The organism is Rathayibacter sp. CAU 1779, from assembly GCF_054551755.1.
This window is the reverse complement of sequence record NZ_JBTOLK010000002.1, coordinates 595,173-611,209: the sequence shown is the minus strand read 5'-3', so window position 1 is coordinate 611,209 and position 16,037 is coordinate 595,173. Positions and strand designations below refer to the sequence as shown.

The following is a 16,037-nucleotide window of genomic DNA, read 5'->3' as shown; positions in this document are numbered from 1 at the left end:
GAGAGCGAATTATCATGCACATCCTCGACGCCGTCGACGCCGCTTCGCTGCGGTCCGACATCCCGGAGTTCCGCCCGGGCGACACCGTCAAGGTGCACGTCAACATCACCGAAGGCAACCGCTCCCGTATCCAGGTCTTCCAGGGCGTCGTCATCGCCCGAAGCGGCGAGGGCGTTCGCGAGACCTTCAAGGTCCGCAAGGTGAGCTTCCAGGTCGGCGTCGAGCGCACCTTCCCGGTGCACTCGCCGGTCATCGACCACATCGAGGTCGTCACCCGCGGTGACGTGCGTCGCGCGAAGCTCTACTACCTCCGCGAGCTGCGCGGCAAGAAGGCGAAGATCAAGGAAAAGCGCGAGTCGTAAGCCTCCCGCTTCCCGGCTGCGGTTCGCAGCCTGTTCCGAGCTCCCGATCCCTTATCCTGGGTCGGGAGCTCGGCCGGTTAACGGGGTGCGGTCGGCCACTGGAACGACTCGGCGCTGCATTCGCGGCCACCGAACGGCGGGATCTCAAGGACAGATGACAGACGACTTTCTGCCGACAGGGTCGGGGCACGTGAGTTCGGCGAAGAAGTCGCGTCAACGCAGCGTCAAGCTGTTCCTGCGCGACCTCGTGATCATCTTCCTTGTCGCCATCCTCGTGTCGTTCCTGATCAAGACGTTCATCGTCCGGTCGTTCTACATCCCTTCCGGCTCGATGGAGAACACGCTGCAGATCAACGATCTGATCATCGTGAACGAGCTGGAGCCGAACGTGATGCCCATTCAGCGCGGCGATGTCGTGGTCTTCACTGATCCGGGCGGATGGCTTCCGCCGTCGACCGAGAAGTCGACGACCAACCCGATCGAGTGGGTCCTCTCGCTCGTCGGCCTGGCAGCTCCCGACAGCGACGATCACCTCGTGAAGCGGGTCATCGGGCTGCCTGGCGACAAGGTGACCTGCTGCAACGCACTCGGCCAGTTGAGCGTGAACGGATCTCCGCTCGACGAGCCGTACATCAAGATCTCGCCAGGCGAGACCGACGCGGCATCCGTGCACTTCGACGTGACGGTGCCCAAGGGCGACCTGTGGGTGATGGGTGACAACCGCTGGGACTCGCAGGACTCCTCCCGCAACCAGAATCTTCCGGGCAAGGGCTTTGTGCCGGAGAAGGATGTCGTGGGTCGTGCCATCCTGATCAGCTGGCCGATCAGCCACTGGACCTGGCTCTCGAACTATCCCGACGTGTTCCGTGGCGCCGAGGACGACAAGCAGTAACGTCGAGGGCGTGGCAGCCCGCACAACGACCCGAACCCAGAACGCCGCCGGCACGAAAGCGGTGAAGCGCAAGCGCGCCGTCGTGCCCAACTACCGCTTCGAGACCGAGCTCCATTCGGCCGGGAGCCTGACGGTGATCGGATGCGACGAGGTTGGCCGCGGAGCCCTTGCGGGGCCTGTCGCTGTCGGCATGGTCGTCGTCGATGCCCAGGTGGGCCGCTGGCCGAAAGGACTGCGCGACTCCAAGCTGCTGCTCGAGCCGAAGCGCGAGGAGCTGGCGCCGCTCTGCATGAAATGGGTGAGGCACCACGCCGTCGGACTCGCCACAGCCGAGGAGATCGACGCGTACGGCATCATGGCGTGCCTCGGCATGGCAGGAGCCCGCGCCTTCGCCGCCCTGCAGGAGGCGGGAGCCGCGCTGTCGGCGAGCACGATCATCCTCGACGGCAACTACGACTACCTTTCCAGGGCTCTCCCCGTTCGGGTGCCGGTGGTCTCGCGCATCAAGGCCGACCAGTCCTGCGCGTCGGTGGCGGCGGCATCCGTCATCGCGAAGGTGCACAGGGACGCCATCATGATCGAGCAGGATGCCGTCCACCCCGGTTACTCCTGGGCCAGCAACAAGGGGTATTCGAGCGAGGCGCACTTCGACGCGATCAGGCAGTTGGGGCCCAGCGCATTGCATCGCCGTACCTGGCTGAAGCCGGAGCGCACGTCCGTGCAACTGGCCTTCGACGGCCTCGAGACCGAGGCTGATGACGGCGTGATGGTCGAGCCGGACTCGGATGCAGCGGCGGCGACCATCGACGCCGTCGGGCCCGAGCGAGCGGCCTGACGCCGCGGCGCCACAGCGTAGACTCTGACGCAAATGGACGAGGACGAATTCGACGACTACGACCGCGAGGTCGAGCTGGCCCTTTACCGCGAATACCGCGACATCGTCTCGCAGTTCAAGTACGTGATCGAGACGGAGCGCCGGTTCTACCTGGCGAACGAGGTCGAGTTCGTGCGGCGTGACACCGCGAACGACTTCTACTTCGAGATCACCATGCACGACGTGTGGGTGTGGGACGTGTACCGAGCGGACCGCTTCGTGAAGTCGGTGCGGGTGTTGACGTTCAAGGACGTCAACATCGAGGAGCTCTCCAGCAAGGAGTTCGAGCTCCCGAAGGAACTCGCGCTCGACGAGTGACGGTACCGCCGTCCGCCACACTCGGCACAGGTCGCCCGGTGTTTCGTCGTCCGCAATGACGGCCGTTCACTAGTCCTCCACAGCCCACTGTTCTGACGGGATGTCTCGTAGCGGGCACACTTCCGTCATCCGGACTCGCGCACTGCGCCACCCTGGCCGGGGAGGCAGCGATGGCGAAGAAGGATGAGCTCGGACGGCGCGGCGAAGACCTCGCGGCACGCTACTTGAGGCAGCAGGGATACCGGATCCTGGCGCGCAACTGGCGTTGCGCGCAGGGCGAGATCGACATCGTGGCCGAGAAGGCGGGAGCCGTCGCGGTCGTCGAGGTCAAGACGCGATCGTCGACGCTGTTCGGGCATCCGTTCGACGCGATCACCCCGATCAAGGCCGCACGCCTGCGGCGCCTGGCCGCACAGTGGTGCGACGAGACGGGGCGCGGAGCGGGCGGCCTCCGGATCGACGCCGTCGCCGTGCTCGCCCCACCGGGACTCGCGGACTCGCAGGTGCTCATCGAGCATCTCGTCGGGGTGTGCTGATGGCCATCGCACGCACACGCGGCATCGCCCTCGTCGGCATCACCCCGCACGTCGTCGACATCGAGGCCGACATCTCGCCGGGCCTTCCCGGCTTCTGGGTGATCGGACTTCCGGATGCCGCGCTCGGCGAGGCCCGACATCGAGTCAGGGCGGCGGCGGCGAACTCAGGGCTCCCCATCACGTCCCGCAAGCTCACCGTGAGCCTGTCCCCGGCGGCGTTGCCGAAGCACGGCGGCGGATTCGATCTGGGCATCGCCATGGCCGCGCTCGCCGCGGCGGGTGACGTCCCCGCGGATTCCGTCGGCGGCACCGTGCACCTCGGAGAGCTGGGGCTCGACGGCAGGCTCAGACCCACGCCGGGCGTTCTGCCGGCCGTCATCGGTGCGGCCAGGGCCGGCATGGTCCGGGTGATGGTGCCGACGGCCAACGAATCCGAGGCGCACCTCGTCCCCGGCATCGACGTGGTCGCGGTGTCATCGCTGCGCGAGGCGGCGATCGCGCACGGCGCAGACCTCGACCCGGTGCCCGTCGAGCCATGGGAGTCGTCTGCAGCCGCGGCCGACGACGAGTCGTCATCGTTGGATCTGGCGGACATCGTGGGCAACGAGGAAGCGATAGAGGCACTCACGATCGCCGCGGCGGGCGGCCATCACCTGTTCCTGCTCGGGCCGCCCGGTGCCGGTAAGACGATGCTCGCCGAACGTCTCCCCGGTCTGCTGCCGGATCTGCCGGTCGAGGCCTCGCTCGAGGCGACATCCATCAGATCACTGGCCGGCGATCCGGTGTCTGCTCTCGTGACGCGGCCTCCGTTCGAGGCCCCGCACCACACGGCGACCGCCGCCGCAATCGTCGGTGGAGGCAGCGCCCAGATCCGTCCGGGAGCCGCGGTCCGCGCGGCCCATGGCGTCCTGTTCCTCGACGAGGCCCCGGAATTCCCGGGCTCTGTGCTCGACGTGCTGCGGCAACCGCTCGAGTCCGGGCGGATCCGCATCCACCGGGCGAACGCCGTCGCCACGTTTCCCGGTCGCTTTCAGCTCATCCTGGCCGCGAACCCGTGTCCGTGCGGTCAGTACGGTGCCACCGACGCCGAGTGCACGTGCGCGCCGTCGGCACGCAGACGATATCTGGCCAAGATCTCCGGCCCGCTCCTCGACAGGGTGGACATCCGCCTCACCGTACGCCGCATCACGGCGGCCCAGCTCAAGCTCGCGGGAACGGCCAGGGGCGTGACGACCGCGGAGGTCAGCGCTCGCGTGACGGCTGCGCGCGCGGCAGCTGCAACGCGCCTGGCGGAGACGCCCTGGCGCACGAACGCCGAAGTGCCCGGCTCCTGGCTTCGCGAGCACTCCCGGATGCTTTCCCGCGGCTCGACCTCCGTGCTCGACCGAGCGTTGGAACGCGGAGCGCTCACCATGCGCGGATATGACAGATCCCTGCGACTGGCCTGGACCGTCGCCGACCTCGCGGGAGCGGATCAACCGACGGCCGAGCACATCGGCACAGCGCTGTATCTCAGGAAGGGGATCGGAGCATGACCCTGTTCGGACTCGACGAGGCGCACGTCCGGCATCTCGTCGCCGGGGTGAGTGCGGGATTCCAGCTGGACGACACCGATGTCGCCGAACGGTTCGCTCGTGCGGCATGGTCCGTCATCACGGAACCCGGCGACGGGATCGCGGGCACGCTCATCGCCGAACTGGGTGCGGCGGATGCGTTCAGCTATGTCCTCGACGCCGCCGAGCGTTCCCGGTCGGCGCGGTCCTCGGCGGCGAGCGCCGACACCTCGACGGGCACGCCACACGAGGATCGGGCGACGGCGGCACGCGGGTCGGAACCGACTCAGCGCGGATCCGGCTATGCCGACCACGACATGACGCAACGGGATCCGATCGTCGGCGAAGCTCGTCCCGGGGACGCAGGCGAGTCGTCGGCAGGATCGGAGCAACTCGATGCCGCGCTTCGACGATGGCTGCCTCGACTGCGCTCCGCGGACGTGGAACGCGCGCTGACGTCGGCAGCACGGATCCGTGCGCAGCTTCTCGTCCCCACCGCATCCGGCGGGGCGACCGGCCCTTGGCCATGGGGCGTGGACGACCTCGGATCCCACGCACCCGTCGCACTCTGGTCACGAGGAGACGCATCGCGGATCTCGGTCGCCAGGTCCACAGTTGCCCTGGTCGGGGCGCGCGCCGCCACCGGATACGGCGAGCACGTGGCGGGCGAACTCTCCGCCGGACTCGCCGATCTCGGCAACGCCATCGCATCCGGAGCCGCCTACGGCATCGACGGAACGGCCCACCGAGCCGCCCTGGCAGTCGGCGGGCTGACGTTCGCGTTCCTCGCAGGCGGCGTTGACCGGTTCTACCCCGCCGGTCATGACGATCTTCTGCGGCGCGTCGTCGAGAACGGACTCGTGCTCTCCGAACTTCCCTGCGGCGCTGCGCCCACGAAGTGGAGGTTTCTGCAGCGGAACAGGCTGATCGCCGCGGCGAGCGCCGTGACCGTCGTTGTGGAGGCCGGAGCGCGGTCAGGCTCGCTGAACACGGCCGGGCACGCTGCGGCTCTCGGTCGGCCGCTGGCCGCAGTGCCCGGACCGGTCACCTCGCCGGCGTCCGCAGGGTGCCATCGACTCTTCCGCGAGTACGACGCGGTCTGCGTCACGAACGCAGGGGACGTGGCAGAGTTGATCGCGCCCGACGCCGGGCGACGGAGTGTCTCGGTTGACGAGCCCGAGACGCTTCGCGTTCTCGATGCGCTGAGCACACGCACCGGGCGCACCGCGGACGAACTTGCGGCGCTCGCCGGGCTCAGCGTGGCGTCCGTCCTCGCCGCGCTCGGGAGCCTGGAGCTCGATCGACGGGTGCGGGAGCACGCCGGAGGGTGGCTCGCTGTTCCGGCGCAGCGGTGAACGCGGCGCAAGGGCGCGGCAGTCGGATGCGCACGTCGGTCCACCTGTCCACCCATGCCATGCACCGCGTTCTCGGCATCATCAGTTCCCACACCGTGCGTCCTGAACCTTCGCCTCCGCAGTCCGTGGCCGGGGCGGCCGCCCCACGCGACGTGAGCGACCTGCCGCGTCCGGCGCCGCACCGGGTGTCGTCGTCGGCCCCACGGCAGTCAGGCGACATGCTGATCACATGCCATGGGACACCGCCATCCATGCGTACGAGTCGTACCTGCGCTCGGAGCGCGGCTATTCGGCGAGCACGGTGCGGTCCTACGGCTCGGACTTGCGGGCTCTCGCGGCCTTCGCCGCCGACCAAGGGTGTGCTGCACCGGCGGAACTCGATCTCGCGCTCCTTCGGGACTGGCTCTGGCAGTCGCAGCAGGATGACTTGTCGAAGGCGTCCATCGCGCGCCGCGCCGCGACCGTGCGCGGCTTCACCGCCTGGATGGAACGCACCGGAGGATCGCCGACGGATGCCGGACATCGCCTCCGCGCTCCCAAAGCCGAACGCAGACTCCCGCGGGTGGTGACCAAGGAGCAGGTATCCGGCCTGCTGGATTCGCTCGCGCTCCGGGCCGCGGATGGCGACCCGATCGCCCTGCGCGACGTGGCGATCGTCGAGCTCCTCTACGCGTCGGCGCTTCGAGTCTCGGAGCTCACGGGGATCGACGTCGACGACGTCGACCTTGACCGTCTCACGGTCCGCGTCACGGGAAAGGGATCCAAGGACCGGGTGACACCCTTCGGCGTCCCCGCCCTGAACGCGATCGTGGACTACCTCCGCCAGGCCCGTCCGATGCTTGTCGCCCGACAACCCTCCGCCGAAGACCTGACGACAGACGACACGACTCGTCCCGCAACGACTGCAGAGGGCGTGACGGTTGACGGCACCACGCCCGACGGCACGATCGCGCGCAACACGGCGTCCGCCGGCGCGTCTGCCCGGGGCAAGGCTGCTCGGGGAGGGGCTCGAGGTGGCACGACGTCCGGCGATGGGGTTCCCGGTGGTGCCAAGCGGAGTGACGGTGCGCTGTTCCTCGGCGCACGCGGCGCACGGGTGAATCCGCGCACGGTGTACCGCCTGGTGTCTGCGCTGCTGGAGGAGCTGCCTGGATCCGGACCATCCGGTCCGCACACGCTTCGCCACACGGCGGCGACGCACCTGCTCGACGGCGGTGCGGATCTCCGGGCGGTGCAGGAGCTGCTTGGACACGCGAGCCTCGGCACCACCCAGATCTACACGCACGTCTCGGCGGAACGCCTCAAGGAGAGCTACCAGAGGGCACACCCGCGCGCCTGATCGAGAGCCCTTCTGCGCACGAATGCGGTGACCTCCGCTCGTGATGGGGTGGCGTCCGCGCGCCAGATGAAGGGTGCTTCACATCAGCTCGCATGACACCCACGCGGCTCCGTACCCCGTCGCACGACTCCAACCATCAGCCACGGTCAGAGCAGGTCGCCGGTCAGGGCTGGCCGCTCGTCGACGCCATCACCGGCAGCGTGCGATCCGCGATCAGTGCCGTTCCCTGATCGGCAGTAATACCGCGCGTGGCACCCCGCCGAAGAAACGCAACGGGGACACGTACTGGCCCGCGACGCGCACGCCGAGGTGCACGCAGGACTGTGAGCAGTGGCCTCCGGTCGCGACGACCGCCAGGACCGCCCCACGTGCGACGGATTCGCCTGCGACAAACGCCGTGGTCACCGGCTCGATGCTGATCAGGATGCCGGAACCGGTCGCGATCGTCACGGTAGGACGATCGACGACCACGCCGGAGAAACGCACGGCTCCGCCGGCGGGAGCGCGCACGACCTGTCCCGGATCGGCGGGCAGATCGATACCCCGATGACCGGCTGCGTAACGGGACGCCGGTGCCTCGAATCCCCGTGCCACCGTGTGCGGACCCGGAAAGGGCCACACCCACGTCTCGGCGGACGGTGTAGAAGGGCGGCTGGCTGTCGCATCCGCGGCGGTCGCAGTCGCACCCGTCGCAGTCGCACCCGTCGCATCGTCACCGGTCGCATCTCGACCGCTCGCATCCGCCGGCCGGGGGGTGCCGACGGATGCGAGCGTGAGCGCCGCCGCCGCGAGCACGGCGACCGCTCGGGTAGCGGTGTGGAGTCGCGGCGACGGCATGGGTCGATCCTGGTGCGCTTCGCGATTCGGATCCGCAAGGTCGGCGCGATCTGGGGACCATGCGCCGATCGCGATGCTGGGGAGGGGGAGTGGGAACCGGGGAACGGAGGGAGCGGTAAGCGAATCGCGCGTGTCCGGCAGCTTGTCCCGCGCCGGTGCCGACACCCGGTGTAGCGTTTTAGACAGACTCACGGGGGGTGGGGTGGATGTCCGACACGTCCGATTCAGGAGGTCGTTCCGACGCCGAGAAGCCGGGTGGCTCGCGGTCGGCGATGGGAACGGCGCATCGCGGGAAAGTGCTCGGCGTCACCATTTCGGCGGCGCTGGGAGGTCTGCTCTTCGGGTTCGACACGTCGGTCATCAACGGCGCGGTCGACTCGATCCAGCACACGTTCGAGCTCGGCTCGGCGGCGATCGGTTTCACCGTCGCGATCACGCTGATCGGCTGCGCCGTCGGCGCCTGGTTCGCAGGCCAGCTCGCAGATGCCTGGGGCCGCAAATCCGTCATGGTGCTCGCGGCGATCCTGTTCGTGGTGAGCTCGATCGCCTCCGGACTCGCTTTCGCCGACTGGTTCCTCATGCTCTGGCGATTCATCGGCGGTCTCGCGATCGGCATCGCCTCCGTGATCGCGCCTGCCTACATCGGTGAGATCGCGCCTGCGCGGCTCCGCGGCGGCCTGAGCTCCCTGCAGCAACTCGCGATCACGCTCGGCATCTTCCTCGCGCTGCTGTCGGATGCCGCACTCGCCGGCTCGGAAGGCAACGCGATGCGTCAGCTCTGGTTCGGCCTGCCCGCCTGGCGCTGGATGTTGCTCGTCGGTGTCGTCCCGGCTCTCGTCTACGGCATCCTGTCGTTGTCCATCCCGGAGTCTCCGCAGTACCTCATCCGCAAGGGCAGACGGGACGATGCGAAGGCGGTCGTGCGTGACGTGACGGGCGCGATCGACATCGATCGGCGCATCCACGAGATCGAGGACAGCCTGGAGAGCGAGCGACGCGCCACCTATCGCGACCTTCGCGGCAAGGCGCTTGGCCTGCAGCCCATCCTCTGGATCGGCATCGGCATGGCCGCCTTCCAACAGCTGGTCGGCATCAACGCGATCTTCTACTATTCGACGACGCTCTGGAAATCCGTGGGATTCTCCGCGAGCGACTCGTTCGTCACCTCGGTCATCACGTCGGTGATCAACGTGGTGCTCACGTTCGTCGCGATCCTCTTCGTCGACCGGGTCGGACGCAAGACGCTGCTGCTGTGGGGATCCGCCGGCATGTTCGTCGGTCTGGTGCTCGCCGCGGTCTCGTTCTCTCAGGCGCATGTCTCCGGCTCGACGGTCACGCTGCCCGAGCCGTGGGGCGTCATCGCCCTGATCGGCGCCAATCTGTTCGTCGTCTTCTTCGCCGCCACGTGGGGACCGGTCATGTGGGTCGTGCTGGGCGAGGTGTTCCCGAACAAGATCCGCGGGCTCGGCCTCGGCATCGCCGCGGCGTTCAACTGGGTGTTCAACTTCCTCGTCACGCTGCTCTTCCCGATCCTCAGCCAGGCCGTAGGCCTCGGCTGGGTCTACGCAGGATTCGCGCTCTTCGCGGCGCTCTCGTTCTGGTTCGTGTTCTCCGCGCTGCCCGAGGTCACCGGCCTCGAGCTGGAGGACAAGTCCAAGCTGGAGCGCATCCACCGGGACCGCGCGACCGCCTGAGGTCCCGCGTTCGACCGAGGTCCGTCGGCACGGAGCCGGGCGAGCGGATGACGCTGCCTGCGTCTGAGCGGATGCCCGTGCCTGCGCATTCCCGGCGGCCTCGTACCTGCGCTCAGGGACGGCATCCGTCCTGATATGATTGTCCGGCACCCCGCGCGTCGGGGTGACTACGCGCGCCCGTTCGTCGGCACGGCATCCGCTCATCCGGACGCCGGATCGCAGCACAGACATCCCCGGTTCCCGATCGCCATCGGGGCGGATGCCTGTCGGGCGCCAGGCGCGAAGCCGACCGGCTGTCGCGAAGAAACCGACCAGGCATCCACGGCACATCATGCCCGATGCCCGAGAACAGGAGAACGGCCATGGCCGTCGTCACCATGCGCCAGCTGCTCGACAGCGGCGTGCACTTCGGACACCAGACCCGTCGCTGGAACCCGAAGATGAAGCGCTTCATCCTCACCGAGCGCTCCGGCAGCTACATCATCGATCTGCAGCAGTCGCTCGCATACATCGACAAGACCTACGACTTCGTCAAGGAGACGGTCGCCCACGGTGGCACCATCCTCTTCGTCGGCACCAAGAAGCAGGCCCAGAACGCCATCGCCGAGCAGGCGCAGCGTGTCGGCCAGCCGTACGTCAACCAGCGCTGGCTGGGCGGTCTGCTCACCAACTTCCAGACGGTCTCCAAGCGCCTCGCGCGCATGAAGGAGCTCGAGGAGCTCGACTTCGAGGGCACCACGAGCGGCTTCACCAAGAAGGAACTGCTCATCAAGAAGCGTGAGCTCGACAAGCTGCACAAGTCGCTGGGCGGCATCCGCAACCTGTCGAAGACTCCGAGCGCCATCTGGGTGGTCGACACCAAGAAGGAGCACCTCGCCATCGACGAGGCGAAGAAGCTCGGCATCCCGGTGATCGCCATCCTGGACACCAACTGCGACCCCGACGAGGTGCAGTACCCGATCCCGGGCAACGACGACGCGATCCGCTCCGTCAGCCTGCTCACCCGCATCGTCGCCGACGCCGCGGCCGAGGGCCTCATCCAGCGCCACCAGAAGCCCGAAGAGGGCGAAGAGGGCGCCGAGCCGCTGGCCGAGTGGGAGCGCGAGCTCCTCGAGACGGGCGACGGCGTGCAGTCGGGTGCGGAGACCGCCAAGGTCGCCGACGCCGATCTCGCCGAGGGCAAGGCCGAGGCCGCATCCCTCGTGAACGAGGAAGCGGAGCAGGTCGAGGCGACCGAGTCCGCCGCCGACGCCGAGGGTGCTTCCGCCGAGGCCGAGGCCGTCATCGAGGCGGACGCCGCCGCCGAGGGCGACGCGGCAGAGGCCAAGTAACCACAACTTCGAACCGAGGAGTTCACACCACCATGGCAAACGTCAGCATCGCCGACATCAAGGCGCTGCGGGAGCAGCTCGGCACGGGCATGGTCGACACCAAGAAGGCGCTCGAGGAGGCCGATGGCGACATCGAGAAGGCCACCGAGATCCTGCGCCTGAAGGGTGCGAAGGGCAACGCCAAGCGTGCCGACCGCTCCACCAGCGAGGGCCTTGTGACGGCCCGCGAGCACGGCGGCCGCGCCTACCTGCTCGAGCTCAACTGCGAGACCGACTTCGTGGCGAAGAACGACAAGTTCATCGCCCTGGCCGGCGGCGTCGAGGAGGCCGTGATCGCGGCAGGCGCCACCACGCTGGAGGAAGCGCTCGCGGCCCCGGCCGCGACCAAGACCGTCGCCGACGTCATCAACGACGAGGCAGCGATCCTGGGCGAGAAGGTGGAGCTTCGCCGCTTCGCCAGCCTCGGCGGCGATCACTTCTCGATCTACCTGCACAAGACCTCGAAGGACCTGCCCCCGCAGGTCGGCGTCATCGTCGCCTACTCGGGTGACGATGCGGAGACCGCTCGCAGCATCGCGCAGCACGTCTCGTTCGCGAACCCCGAGTACCTCACGCGCGACGAGGTCCCGGCGGAGTCCGTCGAGAACGAGCGTCGCATCGTCGAGGAGATCTCGCGCAACGAGGGCAAGCCAGAGGCCGCGCTCCCGAAGATCATCGAGGGCCGTCTGAACGCGTACTTCAAGCAGGTCTCCCTGCTCGACCAGGACTACGCGAAGGACAACAAGGTCACCGTCGCGAAGGTGGCAAGCGACGCAGGCCTGACCATCACCGGCTTCGCCCGGTTCAAGGTCGGCGCTTAGCAACACGGATGAGGAGTCCGGACCCCGCGGGTCCGGGCTCCTTTTCTGTGCCCGCGGCTCTGCGAGCGGAAGACCGGTGGATGCCTCGTCGCCGCGCGCACAGGCATCCGCACGCCCGTCTCGGGTGATTCACGGCGAAGGATCGTCGTGAAGGCGGTGATCGGAGAGCCGGTCACCATTACGTTAGATTCCAGACATCTCAGAAGGGACTCTCACATGCCAGCTGCACCGAGACGGAGGGTCCTTCTCAAACTGTCAGGAGAGGCGTTCGGGGGCGGTTCCCTTGGCGTCAATCCCGATGTCGTCGGCTCTCTCGCTCGCGAGATCGCCCGTGCCGCCGAGGATGTCGAGGTCGCGGTGGTCGTCGGCGGAGGGAACTTCTTCCGCGGCGCCGAACTCAGCCAGCGTGGCATGGACCGTGGCCGGGCCGACTACATGGGCATGCTCGGCACCGTCATGAACGCCCTGGCGCTCCAGGACTTCCTCGAGCAGGCGGGGGCGGAGACCCGAGTGCAGTCGGCCATCAGCATGACGCAGGTGGCAGAGCCGTACATCCCGCGCCGGGCTGAGCGCCACCTCGAGAAGGGACGCGTCGTCATCTTCGGCGCAGGCGCCGGTCTGCCCTACTTCTCGACCGACACGGTCGCCGTGCAGCGAGCGCTGGAGATCGGCGCGCACACGGTCCTGATGGCCAAGAACGGCGTCGATGGCCTCTACAGCGACGATCCGCGCAAGAACCCCGACGCGGTCAAGCTGGAGCGCATCACGTACCAAGACGCGCTGGTGCGCGACCTGAAGGCCATCGACGCCACGGCGCTCAGCCTCTGCCGGGACAACGCGATGCCGATGCAGATCTTCGGGATCGAGCCGGAGGGAAGCGTGACCGACGCCATCCTCGGCAAGGAGCTCGGCACGATCGTCGGCGGCTGAGACCGCATCGGATGACGCCGCGCAGCGGCGTCATCCTCTCATCCGCACCGCCGGTCCGTACCGGGATGACGTCGGTGCGGCCTCTAAGCTTGACCTGATCCCTCGAACGAAGGAGCGACACGTGATCGCCGACTCATTGGCTGCTGCGACGGAACGCATGACGAAGGCAGTGGAGGTGGCCAAGGACGACTTCTCCACCGTGCGCACCGGGCGAGCCAACCCCCAGCTCTTTCAGCGTCTGCTCGTGGACTACTACGGCACCCCGACGCCGCTCGCCCAGCTCGCCTCATTGCAGAACCCAGAGGCCCGCACGATCGTGATCACGCCGTACGACAAGTCGGCGTTGAAGGACATCGAGAAGGCCATCGTGGCTGCACCGAACCTCGGCGCGACGCCGAACAACGACGGGCAGCTCATCCGGGTGACGATGCCCGAGCTCAATGAGGAGCGTCGCAAGGAATACGTGAAGATCGTGCGCTCCAAGGCGGAGGACGCGCGGGTGTCGATCCGCAACATCCGTCGCAAGAGCAAGGACGAGCTCGATGGGCTGAAGTCCGAGGTCGGCGACGACGAGGTGGCGCGCGCCGAGAAGGAGCTCGAGTCGATCACGAAGAAGCACATCGACCAGGTGGACGAGGCCCTGGTGCGCAAGGAAGCGGAACTTCTCGAGGTCTGACACGCCGATGACGCATCCGCCCGACGCTACTCCCGGTTCGCCGGATGACGGTGCCCCGCGCGGTCGACGATCGTCGCCGTTCGGGCGCCGCGTACGTGACACCCGCGCGGATCTCGAGCGCCAGATGCAGGCGACCAAGGCGCAGCTCGATGCCACGAACGAGAAGATCCAGCAGCGAACGGGCCGCAACCTGATCTTCGCGATCCTGATCGGTCTCATCGGCGGCGGCCTGCTGCTGGTGAGCCTGATCTTCATCAAAGAGCTCTTCATGGTGTTCGCCGCTGCCGTGGCCGGATCGGCCGGCTTCGAGTTCGCGACGGCGCTGCGGATCGCGGGGCTGCGGGTTCCGCGCGTCGCCCTCACCGTGGTGGGCGTGGCGCTCGTGCCCGCCGGATATTACCTGCACGCGCCGGGGCTGTGGCTGGTCGCCCTGGCCGGGATCCTGCTGCTCTGGGTGTGGCGGCTCGTCGAGTTGATCAGTCCGGCGCGGAGAGCGACAGGAGTCGCGCTCCTTCGCGATCTCGTGGCATCCGCTCTCGCCATTCTGTATGTGCCCTTCCTCGCGTGTTTCACCGTGGTGCTGGTCGCTCAACCGAACGGGCAGTGGTGGACGCTCGCGGCTCTCATCCTCGTGGTCGCCGTCGATACGGGTGCCTATGCGGCTGGACTGTCGTTCGGCAAGCATCCGATGGCGCCGACCATCAGCCCGAAGAAGACGTGGGAGGGTTTCGCGGGGGCGGCGATCGTGGCGCTCATCGCCGGCGTGATCCTGGCCCTGTTCATGCTCCACGCACCGTTCTGGTTCGGCCTCGTCTTCGGCGCGCTCCTTCTGCTCACAGCGACCGGGGGAGACCTGGTGGAATCCCTGATCAAACGGGATATCGGCATCAAGGACATGAGCTCGTGGCTGCCGGGCCACGGCGGATTCCTCGACCGGCTGGACTCGATCCTGCCGTCGGTCGCACTGGCCTACGTGCTGTACGTCGTCTTCGAGCCGCTCTTCCGCTGAGAGAACGAGTCGGCTTCCGCCGATGTGCCATCTCTTCGGGAAGCCACCCGGCCGCGGACTCTCCGAGACGGCGCCGGTGACGATGGCGACACGACACGGCCGACGATCGCTGTGTCCTGACACACGGCGAGGCTTTGAGAGAATGCTGCCGTGGCGAATTTTCCTACCGTCAAGCGCGGCAAGCGCGGATACGACCCCGAGGAGGTCGACCGCTTCCTGCGGCTGGCCAGGCGCGCCTACGAGGGTGATCCCGACGTGCCGCTGATGGCGGAGGACATCCGTCGCACCGGCTTCGCCCTGCAGCGCGGCGGCTACCAGCCCGAGGTGGTCGACGGCGCGCTCGAGCGACTGGAGGATGCCTTCGCCTCCCGGGAGCGCGCCCAGGCGCGTCAGAAGCTCGGGGACCGTCAGTGGCTGGATGAAGCCAGAGGCACGGCGCAGGTGATCCTGAACCGCCTCGGGCGGCCGGACGCGCAGAAGTTCCAGCACGCGAACATCTTCACCATCGGATACAACAAGCGCGAGGTCGACCGCTTCGCCAAGCGACTCATCCGCTACTTCCGCGACGGCATGCCGATGTCCGTCGATGAGGTGCGAACAGTGGTCTTCAGGCAGCAGCGCAACGGTTATCGCGAGGCGCAGGTCGATCTGCTGCTGGATGCCGTCGTCGACGTGATGCTCGCCGTCCGTTGAGCCGGAGGGAAAGCGCCGGACAGCGGCACCGACAATTCGTACAGAAGCAGGATTCGGCTTTGGCCATAGGCCCGAACTTCGTTATCGTTGTGTGATCGTGGGCAGGCGAGTACGACACCTAGCAGAGCCTCCGACACCGACCCGAAGCACGGTGCAGGCGTCTGTTCGGCGACCCCGCCGCACGCGTCGCGGTGCTCGTCCGGTTGTTGTCGCCGTGGCCTTCAGCGCAGCGATCGGCTTCTTCTTGGTCAACATCGTGGATCCGTACTCCGGCGCCACCGCGTCGCCTGACTTCGCGTCGGCGCGTTCCCGCTTCCTCGATCAGCCGGTGCAGAAGCTCGCCGTATCGGGAAAGTACGCCCAGAGCGCAGTGACTGCCGACACGTTCGGATCCAAGGCAGCGCCGAAGCAGACCGTCACCACGAGCAGTTCGTCAGGCGGATCCTCGGCGCCGGCCGCCGGCACCCCCGACCCGGGCAGTGCGCAGGCATACGCCCAGGGCGTGCTGGCATCGCAGGGGATGGGCGACGACCAGTTCAACTGTCTCGTCGCGTTGTGGAATCGCGAGTCGCACTGGAACGTGTATGCGTACAACTCGGGCACGGGTGCCTACGGCATCCCGCAGGCGCTGCCGGGCAGCAAGATGGCGTCTGCGGGATCCGACTGGGCGACGAGTTTCGTGACTCAGGTCAACTGGGGTCTCGGCTACGTCGACGGCCGCTACGGGACGCCCTGCGGCGCGTGGTCCCACTCGGAGTCCACCGGCTGGTACTGATCC

General features: G+C 67.7%; 18 protein-coding genes. 17 read left to right on the top strand and 1 reads right to left on the bottom strand.

The features are described from left to right. Positions 1-14 precede the first annotated feature (14 nt). The 9 genes from rplS (at position 15) to ACX9R5_RS13760 (ending at position 7,459) form a co-directional block, all read left to right on the top strand. Positions 15-362: a 50S ribosomal protein L19 gene (gene rplS / locus ACX9R5_RS13800; protein WP_459409598.1), complete on the top strand. Its 348-nt coding sequence runs from the start codon at positions 15-17 to the stop codon at positions 360-362. Positions 363-516: 154 nt separating this feature from the next. Then, positions 517-1,254 (top strand): signal peptidase I, encoded by a 738-nt coding sequence (lepB, locus tag ACX9R5_RS13795; protein ID WP_459409597.1) that lies wholly within the window; start codon positions 517-519, stop codon positions 1,252-1,254. A gap of 10 nt (positions 1,255-1,264) precedes the next feature. Beyond that, positions 1,265-2,089 (top strand): ribonuclease HII, encoded by an 825-nt coding sequence (locus ACX9R5_RS13790; RefSeq protein WP_459409596.1) that lies wholly within the window; start codon positions 1,265-1,267, stop codon positions 2,087-2,089. A 33-nt stretch (positions 2,090-2,122) separates the two neighbouring features. Further along, entirely contained in the window at positions 2,123-2,446 is a 324-nt protein-coding gene (locus ACX9R5_RS13785; protein ID WP_170024148.1) for a DUF2469 domain-containing protein, read from the top strand. 170 nt (positions 2,447-2,616) lie between these two features. Next, the gene (locus tag ACX9R5_RS13780; RefSeq protein ID WP_459409595.1) at positions 2,617-2,982 is read left to right on the top strand and encodes a YraN family protein; all 366 of its coding nucleotides are present in this window, start codon (positions 2,617-2,619) and stop codon (positions 2,980-2,982) included. Beyond that, a complete protein-coding gene (locus tag ACX9R5_RS13775) occupies positions 2,982-4,517 on the top strand; it encodes a YifB family Mg chelatase-like AAA ATPase (RefSeq protein ID WP_459409594.1) in 1,536 nt (511 codons plus the stop codon). The genes ACX9R5_RS13780 and ACX9R5_RS13775 overlap by 1 nt, the downstream gene beginning before the upstream one ends. Then, positions 4,514-5,890, top strand: coding sequence for a DNA-processing protein DprA (locus ACX9R5_RS13770; RefSeq protein ID WP_459409593.1), 1,377 nt, complete (start codon positions 4,514-4,516; stop codon positions 5,888-5,890). Before ACX9R5_RS13775 ends, ACX9R5_RS13770 begins: the two co-directional genes overlap by 4 nt. 229 nt (positions 5,891-6,119) lie before the next feature. After that, entirely contained in the window at positions 6,120-7,229 is a 1,110-nt protein-coding gene (locus ACX9R5_RS13765) for a tyrosine recombinase XerC (protein WP_459409592.1), read from the top strand. A gap of 92 nt (positions 7,230-7,321) precedes the next feature. Then, positions 7,322-7,459: a hypothetical protein gene (locus ACX9R5_RS13760; RefSeq protein WP_459409591.1), complete on the top strand. Its 138-nt coding sequence runs from the start codon at positions 7,322-7,324 to the stop codon at positions 7,457-7,459. On the opposite strand, the gene ACX9R5_RS13755 is transcribed toward ACX9R5_RS13760, so the two are convergent. Continuing rightward, on the bottom strand, positions 7,443-8,066 hold the full coding sequence (locus ACX9R5_RS13755) for a peptidoglycan DD-metalloendopeptidase family protein (RefSeq protein WP_459409590.1): 624 nt from the start codon (positions 8,064-8,066) through the stop codon (positions 7,443-7,445). The two genes, ACX9R5_RS13760 and ACX9R5_RS13755, sit on opposite strands and share 17 nt — an antisense overlap. A 206-nt stretch (positions 8,067-8,272) precedes the next feature. Here ACX9R5_RS13755 and ACX9R5_RS13750 point away from each other — a divergent pair, with 206 nt between their 5' ends. The 8 genes from ACX9R5_RS13750 to ACX9R5_RS13715 all read left to right on the top strand — a co-directional run bounded on the left by ACX9R5_RS13750 (position 8,273) and on the right by ACX9R5_RS13715 (position 16,034). Continuing rightward, positions 8,273-9,760: a sugar porter family MFS transporter gene (locus ACX9R5_RS13750; protein ID WP_459409589.1), complete on the top strand. Its 1,488-nt coding sequence runs from the start codon at positions 8,273-8,275 to the stop codon at positions 9,758-9,760. 362 nt (positions 9,761-10,122) lie between these two features. Beyond that, entirely contained in the window at positions 10,123-11,091 is a 969-nt protein-coding gene (gene rpsB, locus ACX9R5_RS13745; RefSeq protein ID WP_459409588.1) for a 30S ribosomal protein S2, read from the top strand. A 32-nt stretch (positions 11,092-11,123) separates the two neighbouring features. Beyond that, entirely contained in the window at positions 11,124-11,951 is an 828-nt protein-coding gene (gene tsf / locus ACX9R5_RS13740; RefSeq protein ID WP_459409587.1) for a translation elongation factor Ts, read from the top strand. A 216-nt stretch (positions 11,952-12,167) separates the two neighbouring features. After that, the gene (gene pyrH, locus ACX9R5_RS13735; RefSeq protein ID WP_459409586.1) at positions 12,168-12,881 is read left to right on the top strand and encodes a UMP kinase; all 714 of its coding nucleotides are present in this window, start codon (positions 12,168-12,170) and stop codon (positions 12,879-12,881) included. A 121-nt stretch (positions 12,882-13,002) separates the two neighbouring features. Beyond that, positions 13,003-13,557, top strand: coding sequence for a ribosome recycling factor (gene frr / locus ACX9R5_RS13730; RefSeq protein WP_459409585.1), 555 nt, complete (start codon positions 13,003-13,005; stop codon positions 13,555-13,557). Positions 13,558-13,681: 124 nt separating this feature from the next. Beyond that, positions 13,682-14,566 (top strand): phosphatidate cytidylyltransferase, encoded by an 885-nt coding sequence (locus ACX9R5_RS13725; RefSeq protein WP_459409584.1) that lies wholly within the window; start codon positions 13,682-13,684, stop codon positions 14,564-14,566. Positions 14,567-14,716: 150 nt separating this feature from the next. Continuing rightward, positions 14,717-15,259 carry a DivIVA domain-containing protein gene (locus tag ACX9R5_RS13720; protein WP_459409583.1) on the top strand — a complete coding sequence of 181 codons (543 nt, stop codon included), beginning with the start codon at positions 14,717-14,719 and terminating at the stop codon, positions 15,257-15,259. A 214-nt stretch (positions 15,260-15,473) separates the two neighbouring features. Continuing rightward, positions 15,474-16,034 (top strand): aggregation-promoting factor C-terminal-like domain-containing protein, encoded by a 561-nt coding sequence (locus ACX9R5_RS13715; RefSeq protein ID WP_459409582.1) that lies wholly within the window; start codon positions 15,474-15,476, stop codon positions 16,032-16,034. Positions 16,035-16,037 lie beyond the last annotated feature (3 nt).

Excerpts from the sequence above, each read along its gene's own strand:
- rplS (WP_459409598.1), top strand. The coding sequence starts at position 15 with ATGCACATCCTCGACGCCGTCGACGCCGCTTCGCTGCGGTCCGACATC.
- lepB (WP_459409597.1), top strand. The coding sequence starts at position 517 with ATGACAGACGACTTTCTGCCGACAGGGTCGGGGCACGTGAGTTCGGCG.
- ACX9R5_RS13785 (WP_170024148.1), top strand. The coding sequence starts at position 2,123 with ATGGACGAGGACGAATTCGACGACTACGACCGCGAGGTCGAGCTGGCC.
- ACX9R5_RS13780 (WP_459409595.1), top strand. The coding sequence starts at position 2,617 with ATGGCGAAGAAGGATGAGCTCGGACGGCGCGGCGAAGACCTCGCGGCA.
- ACX9R5_RS13775 (WP_459409594.1), top strand. The coding sequence starts at position 2,982 with ATGGCCATCGCACGCACACGCGGCATCGCCCTCGTCGGCATCACCCCG.
- ACX9R5_RS13770 (WP_459409593.1), top strand. The coding sequence starts at position 4,514 with ATGACCCTGTTCGGACTCGACGAGGCGCACGTCCGGCATCTCGTCGCC.
- ACX9R5_RS13765 (WP_459409592.1), top strand. The coding sequence starts at position 6,120 with ATGCCATGGGACACCGCCATCCATGCGTACGAGTCGTACCTGCGCTCG.
- ACX9R5_RS13760 (WP_459409591.1), top strand. The coding sequence starts at position 7,322 with ATGACACCCACGCGGCTCCGTACCCCGTCGCACGACTCCAACCATCAG.
- ACX9R5_RS13755 (WP_459409590.1), bottom strand. The coding sequence starts at position 8,066 with ATGCCGTCGCCGCGACTCCACACCGCTACCCGAGCGGTCGCCGTGCTC.
- ACX9R5_RS13750 (WP_459409589.1), top strand. The coding sequence starts at position 8,273 with ATGTCCGACACGTCCGATTCAGGAGGTCGTTCCGACGCCGAGAAGCCG.
- rpsB (WP_459409588.1), top strand. The coding sequence starts at position 10,123 with ATGGCCGTCGTCACCATGCGCCAGCTGCTCGACAGCGGCGTGCACTTC.
- tsf (WP_459409587.1), top strand. The coding sequence starts at position 11,124 with ATGGCAAACGTCAGCATCGCCGACATCAAGGCGCTGCGGGAGCAGCTC.
- pyrH (WP_459409586.1), top strand. The coding sequence starts at position 12,168 with ATGCCAGCTGCACCGAGACGGAGGGTCCTTCTCAAACTGTCAGGAGAG.
- ACX9R5_RS13725 (WP_459409584.1), top strand. The coding sequence starts at position 13,682 with ATGCAGGCGACCAAGGCGCAGCTCGATGCCACGAACGAGAAGATCCAG.